11 protein-coding genes and 1 riboswitch are annotated in these 19,054 nt (G+C 68.1%); of the genes, 6 read left to right on the top strand and 5 right to left on the bottom strand.

Annotated elements, in window-relative coordinates:
• The first annotated feature begins 39 nt into the window (after positions 1-39).
• Complete coding sequence (locus tag ACQY9P_RS06160) at positions 40-357, top strand: response regulator (RefSeq protein WP_421736146.1); 318 nt, start codon at positions 40-42, stop codon at positions 355-357.
• Here the strand turns inward: ACQY9P_RS06160 and ACQY9P_RS06155 are convergent.
• Positions 354-1,886 (bottom strand): helicase HerA-like domain-containing protein, encoded by a 1,533-nt coding sequence (locus ACQY9P_RS06155; protein WP_421736147.1) that lies wholly within the window; start codon positions 1,884-1,886, stop codon positions 354-356. The genes ACQY9P_RS06160 and ACQY9P_RS06155 overlap by 4 nt on opposite strands.
• Before the next feature lie 97 nt (positions 1,887-1,983).
• Between ACQY9P_RS06155 and ACQY9P_RS06150 the strand changes: the two genes are divergently transcribed.
• The 4 genes from ACQY9P_RS06150 (at position 1,984) to ACQY9P_RS06135 (ending at position 10,950) form a co-directional block, all read left to right on the top strand.
• A complete protein-coding gene (locus ACQY9P_RS06150) occupies positions 1,984-3,114 on the top strand; it encodes an AI-2E family transporter (RefSeq protein ID WP_421736148.1) in 1,131 nt (376 codons plus the stop codon).
• Positions 3,115-3,403: 289 nt separating this feature from the next.
• Positions 3,404-8,272 carry an NAD-glutamate dehydrogenase gene (locus ACQY9P_RS06145; protein WP_421736149.1) on the top strand — a complete coding sequence of 1,623 codons (4,869 nt, stop codon included), beginning with the start codon at positions 3,404-3,406 and terminating at the stop codon, positions 8,270-8,272.
• A gap of 92 nt (positions 8,273-8,364) precedes the next feature.
• Positions 8,365-9,681: an MFS transporter gene (locus ACQY9P_RS06140; protein ID WP_421736150.1), complete on the top strand. Its 1,317-nt coding sequence runs from the start codon at positions 8,365-8,367 to the stop codon at positions 9,679-9,681.
• 78 nt (positions 9,682-9,759) lie between these two features.
• A complete protein-coding gene (locus ACQY9P_RS06135; protein ID WP_421736151.1) occupies positions 9,760-10,950 on the top strand; it encodes a DUF418 domain-containing protein in 1,191 nt (396 codons plus the stop codon).
• Here ACQY9P_RS06135 and ACQY9P_RS06130 read toward each other — a convergent pair.
• Together ACQY9P_RS06130 and purH are read right to left on the bottom strand one after the other, a co-directional pair.
• Positions 10,947-11,705: a dienelactone hydrolase family protein gene (locus ACQY9P_RS06130; RefSeq protein ID WP_421736152.1), complete on the bottom strand. Its 759-nt coding sequence runs from the start codon at positions 11,703-11,705 to the stop codon at positions 10,947-10,949. The two genes, ACQY9P_RS06135 and ACQY9P_RS06130, sit on opposite strands and share 4 nt — an antisense overlap.
• 168 nt (positions 11,706-11,873) lie before the next feature.
• Positions 11,874-13,463 (bottom strand): bifunctional phosphoribosylaminoimidazolecarboxamide formyltransferase/IMP cyclohydrolase, encoded by a 1,590-nt coding sequence (gene purH, locus ACQY9P_RS06125; RefSeq protein WP_421736153.1) that lies wholly within the window; start codon positions 13,461-13,463, stop codon positions 11,874-11,876.
• Positions 13,464-13,495: 32 nt separating this feature from the next.
• A riboswitch (ZMP/ZTP riboswitch) is annotated at positions 13,496-13,576 on the bottom strand.
• 1,064 nt (positions 13,577-14,640) lie between these two features.
• On the opposite strand from purH, the gene ACQY9P_RS06120 reads away from it, so the two are divergent.
• Complete coding sequence (locus ACQY9P_RS06120; RefSeq protein WP_421736154.1) at positions 14,641-16,620, top strand: oleate hydratase; 1,980 nt, start codon at positions 14,641-14,643, stop codon at positions 16,618-16,620.
• Between the two features lie 9 nt (positions 16,621-16,629).
• On the opposite strand, the gene ACQY9P_RS06115 is transcribed toward ACQY9P_RS06120, so the two are convergent.
• Both ACQY9P_RS06115 and rpe read right to left on the bottom strand, forming a co-directional pair.
• Positions 16,630-18,357, bottom strand: coding sequence for a heparinase II/III family protein (locus ACQY9P_RS06115; RefSeq protein ID WP_421736155.1), 1,728 nt, complete (start codon positions 18,355-18,357; stop codon positions 16,630-16,632).
• A gap of 8 nt (positions 18,358-18,365) precedes the next feature.
• Complete coding sequence (gene rpe, locus ACQY9P_RS06110) at positions 18,366-19,028, bottom strand: ribulose-phosphate 3-epimerase (protein ID WP_421736156.1); 663 nt, start codon at positions 19,026-19,028, stop codon at positions 18,366-18,368.
• Positions 19,029-19,054: the final 26 nt, after the last annotated feature.

Here is a 19,054-nt window from a genome sequence, read left to right as displayed (position 1 = left end):
TGCCATCCCGTCGAGCAACCGATGAGATGATCAGGGGCCTTGCTGGATTTCGGCTGCTCGGTGGTCACGGCCCTGGACGGAGCCAGCGCCCTGGCGGCCCTGGACCGGGAGGCGCCGTTCGACCTTCTGATGTCGGACATCATCATGCCGGGGGGCGTCAGCGGGGTGGATCTGGCCCATGCCGCTTCGGCCCGCGATCCGGGCATGGCGATCCTGCTGACCACCGGCTATGCGGGCGACCGGTTGTCCATGACGCCGGCCGAGCTGCCATGGCCGTTGCTGCGCAAGCCCTTTCGGGTTGAGCAGCTGGGCGAAGCGCTTGTCGCCGTCCTGGACAGGCGGCCGGGGGAAGCCTAGCGGCTGCTCTTCCGCAGGCTGCCCAGCAGGCCGCGCATGATCTCGCGTCCGGCCTGGGTGGCCACCGTGCGGATCAGGGACTTGGCGAAGGTCTCGGCCATGCCCTGGCGGCTTGAGGCGCGGGGACGCGGCGCGACGCGTGCTTCGCGAGCTTCCTCGCGGGCGCGAACCTTCTCCTCGGCGGCGCGCTGCTTTTCCTCGTCCGCGGCCTCCTGCGCCAGCTCGGCCTGATGTTGGGCGGTCTGGGCGCGGCCTTGCAGGATCTCATAGGCCGAGGCGCGATCCTGGGCGATGTCGTAGAGGCCGGCCACCGGGCTTTTGGCGATCAGGGCCGTGCGCTCCTCGGGCGTCAGCGGACCGAGACGCGAGGCCGGCGGCCGGATCAGGGTCTTCTGGACGACGCAGGGCGCGCCCTTGGCGTCGAGGGTCGAGACCAGCGCCTCGCCCACGCCCAGGGCCTGGATCGTCTCGGCCGTGTCGAACGAGGGATTGACGCGGAACGACTGGGCGGCGGCCTTCAGTCCCTTCTGGTCTGCCGGGGTATAGGCGCGCAGGGCGTGCTGTATGCGCGCGCCCAGCTGGCCCAGCACCGCGTCGGGAATGTCGGCCGGATTCTGGGTGACGAAATAGATGCCCACGCCCTTGGAGCGGATCAGGCGCACGACCTGCTCGATCTTTTCCAGCAGCGGCTTTTCGGCGTCGTTGAACAGCAAGTGGGCTTCGTCGAAGAAGAAGACCAGCCGAGGCTTTTCCGGATCGCCCACCTCGGGCAGTTCCTCGAACAGCTCCGAGAGCAGCCACAGCAGGAAGGTCGAATAGAGCTTGGGCGACTGGATCAGCTTGTCGGCGGCCAGCAGGTTCACATAGCCTCGCCCGGCGACGTCGGTGCGCATGATGTCCGCCAGCTTCAGGGCGGGTTCGCCGAAGAAGTTGTCGGCGCCCTGACTCTGCAGGGTCAGCAGCTTGCGCTGGATCGATCCCACCGTGGCCGGCGAGACATTGCCATACAGCGTGCCGATATCGGCGGCGTGGTCAGCGACATATTTCAGGCAGGCCTGCAGGTCCTTCAGGTCCAGCAGCAGCAGGCCGTCCTTGTCGGCCACGTGAAAGACGATGGTCAGCACGCCTTCCTGGACGTCGTTCAGCTCCAGCAGGCGCGACAGCAGGAGCGGGCCCATCTCGGAGATGGTGGTCCGGATCGGATGGCCCTTCTGGCCAAACAGGTCCCAGAACACCGTCGGCGGCGCGGCCGGGGTCAGGGTGATGTCCATCGAGGCGGCGCGGGCCAGCATCTTCTCGTTGGGCGCGCCATTCATGGCGATGCCGGACAGATCCCCCTTCACGTCGGCGGCGAACACGGGCACGCCGGCGTCGGAAAAGGCTTGGGCCATGATCTGAAGGGTGACCGTCTTCCCGGTGCCGGTCGCGCCGGCCACGACGCCATGTCGGTTGGAGCGATCCAGTCTCTGGGTGACAGGGCCTTCGCCCAGCCCGATCAGGATCTCGCCTTCTCCAATCGACAGCGTCATATGCAACATCCTTTAAACTGAAGCGCCGAGCCTAACCGCGCTATTGCGCCGCGCCAATCACGGTAGGCAAAGTGTTACGATCTCCTGGAGCCCCTGAATGACTGTTTCGTCGCCCGCCGCCACCCGCAACGCCGTGGTCTTCCTGGCGGTCATCGCGGGCGGCGCGGCGCTGCTGTGGATGCGCGACATCCTCACGCCGCTGGCCCTGGCGGTCTTCCTGGCGGTGATGATCGACAGTTTTTCACGGGTCCTGACGACCAAGGCGCGCTTCCCCAAGCGCGTGGCCTTGCCGACGGCGATCATCCTGCTGACCGTGCTCTTTGGCCTTTCGGTCTGGGTGGTGGCTGAAAACAGCGCCAGCTTTGTCGATCAGCTGAAAGCCTATGCCCCCAGGCTCAACGACGTGATCGCCAAACTCGCCCACGCGGTCGGTATCCATGTCGCGCCGACCCTGGGTGACCTGATCACCCAGCTCAATCCGCAGCGCTATATCGGCGCCGCGGCCCAGAGCCTGCAGAACTTCGCCGCCAGCGCTGTGCTCGTGCTGATCTATCTGGGCTTCATCATCGCGTCCCGCCGGGGCTTCAACCGCAAGATCGTGGCCCTGTTTCCGCAAGGCGGAGAGCGCGGCAAGGCCATGGTGCTGTTCCATCGCATCCGCGACGGCGTCGAGCAGTATCTCTGGATCCAGACCGTAACCGGCCTGATGATCGCCGTGGGCGCATGGGTGGCGATGGCGGCGCTGCGGCTCGACAACGCCTTCTTCTGGGCCTTCCTGATCTTCCTGGCCGCCTATATCCCCATTCTGGGCGGCGCCATCGGCTGCTTCCTGCCGCCGCTGTTCGCCCTGGTGCAGTTCCCCGACAGCTTCTGGCCGGCCATCATCCTGTTCGTGACCTTGCAAACGATCTTCTTCGTGGTCGGCAACATTGTTCTGCCGCGCATGCAGGGCGACAGCCTGAACATGGATCCGACCGTGGTCCTGCTGTCGCTGGCGGTCTGGGGCGCGCTGTGGGGCGTGCCCGGGATGTTCCTGTCCACGCCGCTGACCGTGGCCTTCATGGTCATCCTGGCCCAGTTCGACGGCTCGCGCTGGATCGCCATTCTGCTGTCGGAGGATGGTGATCCCCAGGGGGTAGGGACGACACCGGGGGACGAGACGTCGAAGGCTGAAAAACCAAAGTCGACCTCCCGACGGAAAGTCGCCGGGGGGGACTTAAAATCCTGAAAGCGGCCCCTATCTCTGACGGGTCCGACACACCCCAGCCGGACCCCGCGAGACGAGGCCGGCCTTTGCCAGCGCGTCCGAAGCGGAAGACGCCCGCCTTCCCCCCAGGCGGGTCTGCGCCGCCGGTCTCCCCCCACCGGCGGCGCTTCCGCTTCCCCGGATGCTCCCGACTTCCCTGGCTGATCCAGCGCGTCGTAATTCAGCAAGATTCTTTGCGTACTTTCGACGGCCAGGTTGAACGACGGCCCGAAAAGTCTAGTTTGTCGCCAAAAATTCGCGAGGAAATGCCATGGCTGATGCAAAAACCGACCTCCAGGCTTCGGAGGCGGCCATCGGCCCCCTGGTGACGGCCTTCGCGCAGGCTTCGGGCCACGCGATCAATACCCTTCCCGATCAGGCCCGCGACTTCGTCGCCCAGGCGCAGGACGATTGGTCGGCAGACGAACTGCCGGGCTTCGAGGCCGGCGACACAGCCCACGCCCTGGCGGACTTCTGGCGTTTTGGGCTGGAAGCCACGGACGTTTCGGAGCCGGCCATCCGCCTGCGCCGGGCGCGCCGAGCCGACGGCGCCGACCTGCGCTGCGACCTGCTTGAAATCATCCAGCTGGACCGGCCCTTCCTGGTCGACAGCATCATGGGCGCGGTGGCCGAGGCCGGCTTCCAGGTCCGCGCCATGTTCCACCCGGTGGTCGAGGCCGGCGGCCAGCGCCGCTCGATGATCCAGATCTATCTCGCGCCGGTGGGCGAGGACCGCGAGGCCGCCCTGATCGCCGCCGTCACCGAGGCCCTGTCCGACGTCCGTCTCGCCGTGCAGGACTTCGAGGCGATGCGCGCCCTGATGCGCCGCACCATCACCGAACTGCGTGACACCAAGGTGGCCATCCCGGCCGAGGCCCGCGCCGAGGACATGGACTTCCTCGACTGGCTGGCCTCGGACCATTTCGTGTTCCTGGGCGCCCGGGTCTACGAATATCCCCGCACAGCCGATGGCGGATACGCGCCCGAGGAGCCGCTATATCAGCCCGAGGGCAGCCTGGGCGTGCTGCGCGACCAGGCCCGCACGGTGCTGCGCCGGGGCAGCGAGCCGGCGATCCTGTCGAGCCAGATCCGCAACCATATCGAGGTCGGCGATCCGATCGTGGTGGCCAAGTCGAACCTGCGTTCGCGTGTTCACCGTCGCGGATACATGGATTATGTCGGCGTCCGGCGTTATGGCGCCGATGGCAAGCCCTCCGGCGAGGTCCGGTTCGTTGGCCTGTTCACGGCCGAGGCCTATGAGACCCCAGCCCATGACGTCCCGCTGATCCGCCGCAAGGTGGCTCACGTCCTGGACAGCGCCAGCAAGGATCCCGACAGCCACAACGGCAAGCGCCTGCGCAACATTCTCGAGACCTGGCCCCGCGACGAGCTGTTCCAGACCGATGAAGAGGTTCTGCTGTCCATGGCCCTGGGCGTGCTGCACCTCTATGACCGGCCGCGCGTGAAGCTATTCACCCGCCGCGACCCCTTTGATCGCTTCATTTCGGCCCTGCTGTTCGTGCCGCGCGAACGCTACGATTCCGGTGTCCGCGAGCGGGCAGGAAAGCTTCTGGCCGACGCCTTCGGCGGTCGCGTCTCGGCCTACTATCCCAGCTTCTCCGACGCGCCGCTGGCGCGCGTGCACTTCATCGTCGGCGTTACCCCGGGCGATCATCGCGAGCCGGATCTGGCGGCGGTTGAAGCCGCCATCGCCGAGACGGCGCGCACCTGGGAAGACCGCTTCGAGGCGGCGATCCGCGACGGCGGCGCGCCGGGCCGCGTGGCCGAGACCCTGGCCCGCTACGCCGGCGCCTTCCCGCCAGGCTATCGCGATCAGTACGACGCCGCCGAGGCCCTGGCCGACATCGAAGTGGTCGACGCCCTGACCCCGGACGAGGCGGTGCGCGTGCGCGCCTTCCGCCGCGACGGCGACAGCGCGGTGACCTTCCGCTTCAAGCTCTATCGCCCGGGCGCGGCCGCGCCTCTGGCCGATGTCCTGCCGATCCTCGAGCACATGGGCCTGAAGGCCCTGATCGAGGACGGGCACAAGGTTTCTCCCTCGACCCTAGAGGGCGTCCGCGAGCCGGTTTGGGTGCATGAGTTCGTGCTGCGCGACGAGCAGGGCGAGCACCTGACCTTCGCCGACATCAAGCTGGCCTTCGAGGTCGCCTTTGTCGCCATCTGGACCGGTCGCGCTGAGAGCGACGGCTTCAACCGCCTGGTGCTGGAACTGGGCATCGGCTGGCGCGAAGCCGCCCTGATCCGCGCCCTGGCCCGCTATCGTCAGCAGTCGGGCCTGGATCCCAGCCAGGGCGTGCAGGAACAGGCCCTGGCTGACCATCCCGGCGTCGCCCGCCTGATCCTGGATCTGTTCCAGACCAAGTTCGATCCGGCGGTGGTCGCCGATCTGGCCAGTCGCCGGGAACAGGCCGCGGCGGTCGAGACCAAGATCAGCGAGGCTCTGCAAGCCGTCGAAAGCCTGGACGCCGACCGCGTTCTGCGCCGCATCGCCGCCCTGGTCGGCGCCATTCAGCGCACCAACTTCTACCAGCCGGCCGCTGACGGTCAGCCCAAGCCCTATATCAGCTTCAAGATCGCCTCCCGCGAGCTGGAAGACCTGCCGGCGCCCAAGCCCTATCGCGAGATCTTCATCTCGGCCCCGCACATCGAGGGCGTCCATCTGCGCTTTGGCCCCGTCGCGCGCGGCGGCCTGCGCTGGAGCGATCGCCGCGACGACTTCCGCACCGAGGTGCTGGGCCTGGTCAAGGCCCAGCAGGTCAAGAACGCGGTGATCGTGCCCGTCGGCTCCAAGGGCGGCTTCTATCCCAAGCAACTGCCGCGCGGCGGCGATCGCGACGCCGTCCAGGCCGAGGCGATCCGGGCCTACAAGACCTTCCTGTGCGGTCTGCTGGACCTGACCGACAATATCGACGCCGACAACAACGTCGTGCCGCCGCCGTCGGTGGTCATTCATGACGGCGAGGATCCCTATCTGGTCGTCGCCGCCGACAAGGGTACTGCCACCTTCTCAGACATCGCCAACGGCGTGGCCGAGGACTATGGCTTCTGGCTGGGCGACGCCTTCGCCTCGGGCGGTTCGGTGGGCTATGACCACAAGGTCATGGGCATTACCGCGCGCGGGGCCTGGGAAGCGGTCAAGCGCCACTTCCGCGAGATGGGCAAGGACATCCAGACCGAGCCCTTCACCGTGGTCGGCGTCGGCGACATGAGCGGCGACGTGTTCGGCAACGGCATGCTGCTGTCCAAGCAGACAAGGCTGCTGGCCGCCTTCGACCATCGTCATATCTTCCTGGATCCCAACCCGGACGTCGCCGTGTCCTGGGCCGAGCGCGACCGGATGTTCAGGCTGCCCCGGTCATCCTGGGACGATTACGACAAGTCCAAGATCTCGGCCGGCGGCGGCGTCTTCCCCCGCAGCCTCAAGAGCATTCCGCTGTCGCCGGAAGTCCGGGCGCTGTTCGAGATCAAGGCCGAGGCCGTCTCGCCGGCCGAACTGATGACCGCGATCCTCAAGTCCAGGGCCGAGCTGCTCTATCTGGGCGGCATCGGCACCTATGTGAAGGCCAGGGGCGAGAGCAACGCCGAAGCCGGCGACAAGGCCAATGACGCGATCCGCGTCAACGGCTCGGATCTGCGGGTCAAGGTGGTGGGCGAGGGCGCCAATCTGGGCCTGACCCAGGCGGGCCGGATCGAGTTCGCCCAATTGGGCGCCGGGGGCGCCGGCGGCCATATCAACACCGACGCCATCGACAATTCGGCCGGCGTCGACAGCTCCGACCACGAGGTCAATATCAAGATCCTCACCGGCCTGCTCGAACGTTCGGGCGAACTGACCCGGCCGGATCGCAACACGCTGCTGGCCTCGATGACCGACGATGTCGCCCATCACGTGCTGGAGCATAACTACGACCAGACCCTGGCCCTGACCCTGCTGGAAAGCGACGCCGCGTCCGAGGTCGACAGCCAGGCCCGCTACATGGCCGATCTCGAGAGCCGGGGACGACTGGACCGCAAGGTCGAGGGCTTGCCGGGCAATACCGTGCTGCTGGAACGCGGCGCGGCCGGCAAGGGCCTGACCCGACCCGAACTCGCCGTGCTTCTGGCCTATGGCAAGCTGGATCTGTTCGACGACATCGTGGCCTCCGACGCGCCCGACGATCCCTGGTTCGAGGCCACCCTGCGCGGCTATTTCCCCGCCGCGCTCGACCGCTATGCCGGCCAGATGCAGAAGCATCGCCTGAAGCGCGAGATCATCGCCACGGTGGTCGGCAACCAGATGGTCAATATGTGCGGCCCCACCTTCGCCACGCGTCTGAAGGCCGCCGCCGGCTGCGACGCCGACGCCCTGGTCACGGGCTTCACCGCCGCCCGCGAGATCCTCGGTGTCGACGCGCTGTGGGACCAGGTCTCGGCCCTCGACAACAAGGCCTCGGCCTCGGGTCAGACCGCGCTCTACAAGGCCCTGGCCTACGCCCTGCGCAGCCTGACGTTCTGGCTGGCCCGCCGGGCGTTCCGCGACAAGGCCTCGGTCAAGACCCTGGTCGACAACTATGGTCCCTCCGTCGCCGAACTGCGGGGCATCACGCCCGCTGTCCTGTCGGCCTTCGAACAGAAGGTCGTGGCCAAGCGGGTCAAGACCTATGTCGCCGACGGCGCGCCCGAGGCCCTGGCCCAGGCGGTTGCCGCCCTGCAGCCCCTGACCATCGCGGCCGACCTCGTTGATCTGGCCAGCGCCTCAAGCTGGACGGTCAAGGACGTGGCGCGCCTGTATCACCAGACCGGCGCGGCCTTTGGCTTCGACCGGCTGCGGGGCGCGGCCGGTTCGTTCGTCGGCGGCGACGCCTTCGAACGTCTGGCCGTGCGTCGTCTGATCGAGGACCTGCTCAGCGAGCAGACCATGATCACCCAGGCCGTGCTGAAGTTCTCGGCCAACGCCCAGGCCGGCGAGGACGAGATGTCGGCCAAGGCGGCGGTCACCTCGTGGGCGGCGCTGCGCATGGAGCGTGTCCGCGCCGCCAAGCGCACGGTGGAGGATATCGAGCAGGCCGGCGGCGGCTGGACCTTCGCCAAGCTGACGATCGCCAACGCCGCTTTGCGCGAACTGGCCAACGCGGTCTGATTTACACGCCCTCTTCCGTTCCGGCGGAAGAGGGCGTGTATCCAGGGCCCCGGCGCCTGCGATAAGAGTGCGCGCGAACGGGGCGGGACCAGATGGACCAGGGTGATCGGCGGCGCGTCGCCTGGGCGGCGTATGAGTGGGCCCAGCAGCCGTACTGGGCGCTGATCGCGACCTTTATCTTCACGCCCTACTTCGCCGCCGGCTTTGTGGGCGACGCGGCGCGCGGCCAGAGCCTGCTGGGCTATGCCGGCGCGCTCTCCGGCCTGCTGATCGCCATCTTCAGCCCGTTGGTCGGGGCCAGCGTCGATACGCGACGCAATCCTCGCGCCTGGCTGATCGCCCTGGCTGTTCCCTTCGTCCTGGCCAGCGCGGGGCTGTGGCTGGCGACGCCGGGCGACGCCTCGCGGATTCTACCGATCTTGGCCTGCCTGGTCGTGGCCGGGGTGACCGCCGAGCTGGGCGGATCGGTGATGAACGCCCTGCTGCCCGTCGTCGCCAGGGAGGGGCAGGTGGGACGGCTGTCGGGCACCGCCTGGGCGCTGGCCTATGTCGGCGCGCTGATCTCGCTGTTTATCGTGCTTTTCGCCTTCTCCCTGCCCGACAGGCCGCTTCTGGGCCTGGACAAGGCGCTGCATGAGCCCGACCGCATCGTGGGGCCGATGGTCGCCGTCTGGTTCCTGATGTTCAGCTGGCCGCTGATGATCAGCGCACCCACCCCGCCGCCCGCCAGCGGGCCCAAGCCGCTGGCCCAGCTGTGGGAGACCCTTCGCGGTCTGCCGGCCAAGCCGCACATGCTGAGGTTCCTGATCGGTCGCATGCTGCTGGGCGACGGCATTTCCAGCTTCATCGCCTTTGGCGGCGTGCTGGCCGCGGGCCTGTTTGGCTGGACGACGACGCAGTTGGGCCTCTACGCCATCGCCCTGTCGGTGATGGCCGGGATCGGCACGTTCATCGGCGGGCGGGTCGACCAGAAGCTGGGCTCGAAGGCCACGGTGCTGATCGCCGTCGCGGTGGTCCTGTTTGGCACCCTCGGCGTCGGCTGCGTGGGCCGGGATACGCTGTTCTTCACCGTGAAGGTCGCGCCGGCCTTGGCCGGCGGCGGCCTGTTCGCCAGCATCTCCGAGCGGATGTTCCTGGGTTTCAGCCTGTTCGTCGGCCTGACCTTTGGACCGGCCCAGGCCAGTCTGCGGGCCTGGATGGCCCAGCTGGCGCCACCGGGCGAGAGCGGGCGGTGGTTTGGGCTCTACGCGCTTTCGGGCAAGGCCACGGCCTTCCTGGCGCCGTTGGTGATCGCCGTCGGAACCCGCGCCATCGGCGACCAGCGGGTGGCGGTGGCGGTCTCGGCCCTGTTCATGATCGGCGGCGCCCTGGTGCTGCGCGGCGTGCCGGAGCGGGCGCCGGACGCCTGAAGCGCGGCGGACGCCGAAGTCGCGATTGTGGGGCGGGGCCGGACCGGACTAGGCTGAGGCCTCAACGCCGGGGGGCTCATGACCAAGAACCGTATCGTCCTGCTGGATTCCCTGCGCGGACTGGGGGTGCTGGGCATTCTGCTGTGCAACGCGCCAGACTTCGCCGTGACCTCGGGCCTGGCCGAATCCGTGCGTAGCTGGCCGCATGGAACCGGGACCGACACGGTGTCGGTCTGGGTGATCACCCAGTGGCTGTTTCAGCGCAAGTTCGTGACCCTGTTCTCGATGCTGTTTGGCGTGTCGATCTTCCTGGTCGGCGGCGAGCGGTCCGAGGCCGGCAAGGGCCTGATCCTGCGCAAGCGCCTGATGTGGATGGTGGCCTTTGGCCTGCTGCACGGCTTCGCCATCTGGTTCGGCGATGTGCTGCTGAGCTACGCCCTGGCCGGCTTTCTGGTCATGTTCGCCCGATCCTGGGCGCCCAAGCGCCTGTTGAGGGTCGGGGTCGGGATCTGGATCGGCTTCTCCGTTCTGATGGCGGTCGGCATGGGGGTCTCGCTGCTGATGCCGCACGACGCCGCCAAGGAAGCGGCCCAGACAGCCGAGGAGGCCGCCAGGAACAGCGCCGCCGCCGCCCAGTATGCCGGCACGTTCATGCAGTCGCTGATCCAGAACGCCCGGGACCGCCTGGGTCTGCTGCCGGCCGAGCCGATCATCACCTTGATGACCTGCAGCCTGATGATGATCGGCCTGGGCTGTTTCAAGACCGGCGTCTTCACCGGTGAGGCCTCGAAGAAGACCTATGTCATCCTCACCGTGGTGGGCCTGCTGGCCCTGGCCGTGACCGGGGCGCTGCTGATCACCTTCGCCGTCACGGGGTTGCCCAAGCCTATCGGCCTGATCGGCGGTGTCGTGCAGATGGCCACCGCGCCGCTGACGACCCTGGCCTATGTCAGCCTGATGGTCTTCGCCTCGCGGTCGACGGGCTTCTGGAAGGCGATCCCCGAGGCCCTGGCGCCGGTCGGGCAGATGGCCTTCACCAACTATCTGACCCAGTCGCTGATCATGACCTCGATCTTCTATGGCGGCCGGGGCCTGGGCCTGCATGGCAAGGTCGACCGGCCGGTACTGGCCCTGATCGTGGTGGGCGTCTGGATCCTGCAGATCCTGTGGTCGCGGTGGTGGATGGACCGCTTCAGCATGGGCCCGCTGGAGTGGCTGTGGCGCCGGCTCTATCGGGGGCCGACCCCGATCCGGCGCGTCGCGGCCTAGGCTCTCAGGGTCTCCGTCAGGGCTCTTCCGAAATAGTCCCGCGTCTGGGCCAGAAGGTCGGGGCGGTACTTCGCCCGAGGGTCATTGGCGCGGTCGTCGTCGAACGCGTGGGTGGCGTCGGGCAGGAAGACGGTGTCCACGCTCAGCCCGTCGCGTTTCAGCCGCTCCAGCGCCTTGCCTGGCGCCTTCCAGCCGACCACCTGGTCCCGGCCGCCGATCACCGACCAGACGCGCGGCCCGCCGGCGCCCCACCCCCGGCTGCTGGTCAGCGAGGGGTAGCTGGCATAGGGATAGACCAGCAGCGCGCCCTTGACCCGGGTCCGCAGCGTCATCGGATCGGCGTCCGTCAGGCCCGTGGCCCGGGCGGCGTTCACGCCGATCGCGTAGCCGTCCATGATCGTCCAGCCGCCATGGCTCCAGCCGGCCAGGAAGACCCGCTGGTGGTCCGCCCACGGTTGGCCCTCCAGCCAGGCCAGCATCCCGAACACGTCGGCCGAGCGCTTCAGCCCCTGCAGGGTCGTCCCGGTGCAGACGAACAGCTTGCCGTCCAGGGTCGACATGCCGCGCGGCCGGAACGAGTCGACGACGACGGCGGCGTAGCCGGCCTTCACCGCCGTCTGCGCATAGGCCTCGAGGAACGGGGTCTTGCCGCCGCAGCCGTGCAGGATCAGCGCCACTGGAAACGGGCCATTGCCCGCCGGCTTGAACACCTTCGAGGCGTCGGCGACCTTGGCTCCCCAGGCGAGGCTTTGCATGGCTCGTTCCTTCAATTCGATATTCCCCCGTCTCCCCGGCGAAGGCCGGGGCCCAGATTCAGCCTGAGCATTTGGGCATGATGCGCCCCTCGATAGCGCTCAAAGCCCCACCCGCTCGTGGGTTCGATCTGGGTCCCGGCCTTCGCCGGGAAGACGGAGAGACAGGTGCTAGTGCCGGAACACCCGCACCCCCGTGAAGGCCATTGTGAGGCCCAGCTTGTCGGCGGCCTCGATCACTTCGCCGTCGCGCATCGAGCCGCCCGGCTGGATGATCGCCGTGGCGCCGGCTTCGGCGGCCTGAATCAAACCGTCCGCGAACGGGAAGAAGGCTTCCGAAGCGCAGGCGCAGCCGTCCAGGTTCAGGCCGAAATCGGCGGCGCGCAGGGCCGCGATGCGGGCTGAGTCCTTGCGGTTCATCTGGCCGGCGCCGACGCCCAGGGTCTGGCCGTCGCGGGCATAGACGATGGCGTTGGACTTGACGTGCTTGCCCACCGTGAAGGCGAACAGCATGTCGCGCACCTCGGTGTCGGTCGGCTGGCGCTTCGTGACGATCTTCAGGTCCGACGCGGTGATCCGCGCGTCATCGCGCGACTGCACCAGGAAGCCGCCGGCCACGCTCTTGAAGGTGTCGCCGGTCGACAGCGCGTCGGGCAGGCCGCCGGTCACCAGCAGGCGAAGGTTCTTCTTGGCCGCGAACACGGCGATGGCGTCGTCGTCGGCTTCCGGCGCGATCACCACCTCGGTGAAGATCTCGACCATCGCCAGGGCCGCCTCTTTGGTCAGGCGCGAATTGACCGCCACGATGCCGCCGAAGGCCGAGGTGGGGTCGCAGGCCAGGGCCCGCTCATAGGCTTGCCGCTGCGAGCCACCCACGGCCACGCCGCACGGATTGGCGTGCTTGATGATCGCCACGGCCGGGCCCTGGGCCGGGTCGAACTCGGCGATCAGCTCGAAGGCCGCGTCGGTGTCGTTGATGTTGTTGTAGCTCAGCTCCTTACCCTGCAGCTGGGTGGCGGTGGCCACGCCCACGCGGGGGTTGGGGAAGGCGTAGAAGGCCGCCTTCTGGTGCGGGTTCTCGCCATAGCGCATCACTTGGCGCAGCTCGCCGGCGATGGCCTTGCGGGCCGGGAAGTCCTGGCCGAGGGCGGCCGCGAACCAGGCCGAGATCGCCGCGTCATAGGCCGCCGTGCGGGCATAGGCGCGGGCCGCCAGCTGCTGGCGCAGAGCGAGCGTCGTGCCGCCGGCCTTCAGGGCGTCCAGCACTTCGGCCAGGTCCGAGGGATCGGTGCAGACCGCGACATAGCCGTGGTTCTTGGCCGCCGAGCGGATCATGGCCGGGCCGCCGATGTCGATGTTCTCGACGCACTCGGCGTAGCTGCCGCCCTTCGCGACCGTGGCCTCGAACGGATAGAGGTTCACATACAGGATATCGATGCCGCCGATGCCGTGGTCGGCCATGGCCTTGGCGTGGTCGGGCGCGTCGCGAACCCCGAGGAGCCCCCCGTGGACGATGGGGTGCAGGGTCTTGACCCGGCCGTCCATCATCTCGGGGAAGCCCGTCAGGTCCGACACGTCCTTGACCGGCAGGCCGGCCGCCGCGATGGCCGCCTTGGTGCCGCCGGTCGAGACCAGCTCGACGCCCGCCTCGTGCAGAACCTTGGCCGCCTCGACCAGGCCGGTCTTGTCGGAGACCGACAGCAGGGCGCGCTTGGGCGAAACGAGATCGGGGGCGGACGGATAGTCGGGGGCGGCGGGCACGGCGGGACTCCGGGTCTGGTGAAACGAGACGGTATGGGAGCCCAGGCGCGCGGCGGATGAGGTTCGCGCTCCCCGGTGGTCGCCCACCTTCAACGCCAGTCACACGAACGGGGCGGAAAATACGGGCGGGGGCCGGGGAGTCAATGCGGCGTCTCGGCCACTGGCCCCCTACGGGCTGCTGCGCAGCCGTCTTCCCCCGGAGGGGGAAGATGGGATCGCCGCCCTTCATCTTCCCCCTCCGGGGGAAGACGATCGCGGAGCGATCCGTAGGGGGCGAGTCTGGCGGACACGGCTTTACGACCTCGCGCGAAAACCGCCGAGTTGAGGGGAAGGGTCGCGGAGCGTCCGGGCTTCGCCCGGAGGATGGGATAGCAATTACCGTTTCGACGAAGACGAACGCTCCGCGTGATCCGTTATCCGGTGAGCCTGCGAGACGCGGGGTTTTAACCCGCTCCCGACCTTAGGCCCCCGACGGGTGGAGGGGCTGACGACCCCGTCCAGACCGCATGGGCGATTTCAGCCCATGCCTGCTGCGCATCGACGGGCGTCGCCCAAGGGTGTTCCCAGCGGTCCCGGTCCGGCTTCATCACGTCCGACCCCCGCAAGGACCGATCCGCTCCACCAGACCCTGCCGGGCCTTAAACGACGGCCGACGGGCGCTTCCCGCTCGACCACCCCCACAAGCCCGTCAGGTCGCCGGCCGACGTCCCTTCCCTTGCTTGTGGGTAGGAACAGTATCCCTCAGCTTTCGGACCCGGGGATACGCAAGGGCGAGAAAGTTATAAGCGATTGATTTTGCATCGTTCTATTCGCTGAACGCCGAGGATAAGTCCTCCCCCGCTAGGGGGAGGATCTGTTGCGCTTGCGTCCAACGGCGCCCAACGATCGGACAATCGGCCGCGCACGGCGCCGCCGCGCCCGATTTTCCCGCTGCGCCACACCGGCTTTGATCATCCCGCCACGCGGGGACTCAAGAACCATGATCGACAGACGCGGCTTCCCGCACGCCGGCGCCGGGGCCTCGCTGGCCGTCGTCGTCGAATGGGGCGCCCTTCTCCGAGTCGCGTGAGCCAGATCAAACCCAAGTCGAGTATCGGCCGGTACCATCATCGGTAGACAGGCAGCCGGCATCGCAGCCGCCGGTATCGCAGATGTCACGCCGAAGGGCCGGAAGATCATGACCGAAAAAATCTCCAGCACGCATCAAGCGGACGCAACCGCCTTCCGTATCGAAGCCGACGCGGGCGCCGGCTTCTGGCGCAAGGGCCCGAGCGGTACGTTGCCGCCGCCCGACATGATGGGCCCCTATATGCGCAATCGTCCGATTGCGGCCCAGTCGGTCGAGGGCCGCAAGGCCTGGATCATCGGCGGCGGCATAGCGGGCCTCGCGGCCGCCTTCTACCTGATCCGGGACGGCGGCATGAAGGGCGAGGACATCACGATCCTCGATACGATGGAGATCGTCGGCGGCTCGCTCGACGGCGCCGGCGACGCGGAAAGTGGCTACATCATCCGCGGCGGCCGCGAGATGAACTTCAACTACGACAATTTCTGGGATCTCTTCCAGGACGTGCCGGCGCTGGAACTGCCTGAAGGCTACAGCGTGCTCGATGAATACCGGCTGGTGAACGACAACGATCCGAACTGGTCAAAGGCCCGCTTGATGCACAAGCAGGGGCAGATCCGCGACTTCTCGACCATGGGTCTGAGCAAGTCTCACCAATGGGAGATCCTGAAGCTTCTGCTCAAGCGCAAGGAGGATCTGAACGACATCACGATCGAGCAGTATTTCAGCGCCAGCTTTCTGGAGACCAATTTCTGGTATCTTTGGCGATCGATGTTCGCCTTCGAGAACTGGCAGAGCCTGCTCGAGGTCAAGCTCTATATGCATCGCTTTCTCGATGCGCTCGACGGCATGGCCGACATGTCGACCCTCGTTTTCCCGAAATACAATCAATATGACAGCTTCGTCGTCCCGCTGATCCGTCTTCTGAAAGACAAGGGCGTCAAGGTGCAGTTCGACACCCGGGCCCATGACCTGGACATGACCGGGCAGGGGGGCGATCGCACCGTCACCGCGATCCAGTGCAGGGTCGGTGGCAAGGCAGAGACGATCACCGTCGGTCCCAGGGATTTGGTCTTCGCGCTCACCGGCTCGATGACCGAGGGCACGGCCTATGGCGACATGGACACAGCTCCGGTTCTGGATCGGGGCAATGCCGAGCCGGGCGAGGACAGTGACTGGGCGCTATGGAAGAACCTGGCCCAGAAATCGCCGATCTTCGGCAAGCCCGAAAAGTTCTACGGCAATGTCGCGGGCTCGATCTGGGAATCAGCGACCCTGACCTGCAGGCCGTCGCCCTTGATCGACAAGCTGAAGGAACTCTCGGTCAACGACCCCTATTCGGGCAAGACCGCGACGGGCGGGGTGATCACCTTCACCGATTCCAACTGGGTGCTGAGCTTCACCTGCAACCGCCAGCCCCACTTCCCGACCCAGCCGGACGATGTGCTGGTGCTGTGGGTCTATGCGCTGCTGATGGACAAGGACGGCAACCACGTCAAAAAGCCGATGCCGGCCTGCACGGGCCGGGAGGTTCTGGCCGAGCTGTGCTTCCATCTGGGCATTGTCGATCAGCTCGACGCCATCGCGGCCCAGACCAAGGTCCGTCTGGCCCTGATGCCCTATATCACCGCGCAGTTCATGCCCCGCGCGGCAGGCGACCGTCCCCGGGTCGTGCCCGAGGGCTGCACGAATCTTGCCCTGATGGGTCAATTCGTGGAGACCAGCAACGACATCATCTTCACGATGGAAGCTTCGGTGCGCACGGCTCGCATCGGCGTCTACACCTTGCTGGGTCTGCCCAAGCAGGTCGCCGACATCAGTCCAACGCAATACGACATCCGCAACATGCTGAAGGCCGCCCGCGCGCTCAACAACAACGCGCCGTTTCCCGGCGAGCGACTGCTGCACCGACTGCTGGGCAAGAGCTATTACGCCCATATCCTGCCGCCGCTGCCCGAGCCTGAAGAGACGCTTCACGAGCGCGCGGAGGTCGAACTGTCGACGCTCCTGGGCAAGGGCAGCCAGGCTTTGGGCGCCGTTGTCGGCTGGCTTGATCGCGTACGGGACGGGTTGGGAAAGGGACAGACCTAGAGGGGGCGCCTAGCCCTCGGCCCGCGTCAGCTTCCAGCGGATCTTGGCCCCGACCTCGGGGCGGACCTGGCTCTTGAGCACGATCTGGCCGGCCTTGCGGGCCTGGCCGTGGTCAAAGTGGGCCGAGGCGGCGATCTCGACGTCGACGGCGTCGTTGCGCAGCCACCAGCCGATGTTGGACGGCCCCCGGATCAGCACGCTCTTGCCGTCGCGGGCGATCGAGGCGCGGGCGTCGGGGTGCAGGTGGAAGCGGGCGGCGAAGGGCAGATAGCGGCGCGGGCCGGCGGCGTCGCCCGGCGTGAGGGGGATCAGGCTGTCCTCGCCGCGCAGCTCGTCGCTGTTGATATCGAGAAACAGCCGGCGGGCGTGGCTCAGGCCCAGGCGGCGCCAGCCGTCGTGGACGATGTCCAGCCAGACGCCGTTGTCGCCGTCGTGGCGCTTGACCTGCACATCCGTCGCGCCGTCGATCAGCCAGGGACCCAGGGCGTGGGCGCGGAAGCCCGACAGCGGCCGGCCGGCCGAGCCGTCGCCCACCGAGACGGTCGAGGCCGCGTCGGTCAGGCGGAAGGCGTGGGCCCCGGCGGCTTCCGGGCTCCAGCCGCAGCTGGTGATCAGCCGGTCCTTGCCGCAGACGATCTCGATGGCGGCCGGCTGGGCGCAGGCGGCGCGGCTGAGCGGGCCGACCGGGGGCGGGCCGGCGTCGGCCATCACCTGGATGCTGGCGCCCTGCATCTTCTGATAGCCGCTGTGCGGCGCTTGGTCGGGCGGGCGGGGGCCGCCGTCATCATGGGCCAGGGCGGCGGCGATGCGGCGGCCCGAGACGGCCTCGCCCCCGTGAAAGGCGGCCAGCTCGCCGTCGGCCAGGGTGAAGAACCGCGCGGCGCTGGCCAGGCGGTCGATGGCGCGGGTGACGGTCTCGGGCGACGGCCGGCCGCGCTGGCCCAGGGCGTCGTCCAGGGTCATCAGGTCGAACAGCAGTTCCAGCCCGGCCTCGGGCGAGCGGCTGGCGTGGCCGCCGTCGGGCAGCACGATCAGGTCGATCCGGGCCTTGATGACCTTGAGGGCCGCGTCGATCAGGCCATCGCCCGGCCGGTCGGCCAGCACGCAGCCGGCGATGGCGGCGGCGACGGCGCGTTCCAGCGCGCGGTCGGGCGCGTCGGAGGCCTTGAGCAGCTGGCGGGCCTGGCGGGCCAGGTCCATGGTCAGGTCGGCGACCTCGGCGTCCGACCCCCCGGCGGCCAGGGCGCGGGCGGCGCAGGCCAGGTGGAACACCCGCCGCTCCAGGCACTCGCCGCTCCAGGAAAAGGCGTTCCAGCGGCCGAACACGCGGCGCCAGTCGTCGATCAGCCGCAGGGCGCGGCGCGCGCCCTCGGGGCCGACGGCGGCCAGGTCGGGCAGCCAGTCGAAGCGGTGCAGGGCCACGGCGAAGCGGCGGCTGGGGCTGGGGGTGTCGAACGGGTCGCCGGCCTCGCCCATGCGCAGGGCCCCGCCCGACAGGGTCATGACGCCCGACAGGATCTTGCGGCCATGCTCGACATTGACCGGCCGGGGGTCATGCGGATGGGCGGCCAGGCCCCGGGGGCGCGGCGTCGACAGCATGAGCCGGTGCGGCGGCGAGCCGAACCACTCGCGCTCGACATGGGCCTTGATATTGGCGCCGATCGCGCGCGCCAGGACGCCGGGGCGCGGCGGGGCGGGAAGTGCTTTCAAGCCGCGAGCGAAGCGTTCGACGACCATCGGGCTGTTCAGCCGCCCTTGAGCGCGCGGATGTTGTCGGCATAGGCGTCGGGGCCGCCCTTGAACACCGCCGAGCCCGCCACCAGCGCCGTGGCGCCGGCGGCGACGCACTGCGGGGCGGTGGCCGGGGTGACGCCCCCGTCGACCTCGATGATGATGTCGAGGCCGGCCCTGTCGACCATCTTGCGCAGGGCCTCGACCTTGCGCAGCTGGCCGGGAATGAAGCTCTGGCCGCCGAAGCCCGGGTTCACCGACATGACCAGCAGCAGGTCGACGTCTTCGAGGATCCACTCGACATGGTCGAGGCTGGTCGAGGGATTGAACACCACCCCCGCCTTGGCCCCCAGCTCGCGAATGCGCTTCAGCGAGCGGTGCAGGTGCGGCCCGGCTTCGGGGTGGATGCTGATGATGTCGGCCCCGGCGGCGCGAAACGCCTCGAGATAGGGATCCGCCGGGCTGATCATCAGGTGCACGTCGAACGGGATCTTGGCGTGCGGCCGGATGGCTTTGACGATGTCGGGGCCCAGCGTGATGTTGGGCACGAAGTGGCCGTCCATCACGTCGACATGCACCCAGTCGGCGCCGGCCGCCTCGATGGCGGCGACCTCGGCTCCGAGCTTGGCGAAGTCGGAGGCGAGGATGGATGGGGCGATGAGCGGTGCGGCGGTCATGCCCTTGGCTTAACCGGGGTCGCGGC

Source organism: Caulobacter sp. (assembly GCF_965279145.1).
GTDB lineage: Bacteria > Pseudomonadota > Alphaproteobacteria > Caulobacterales > Caulobacteraceae > Caulobacter.
This window is presented reverse-complemented; position numbering and strand designations above follow the sequence as displayed.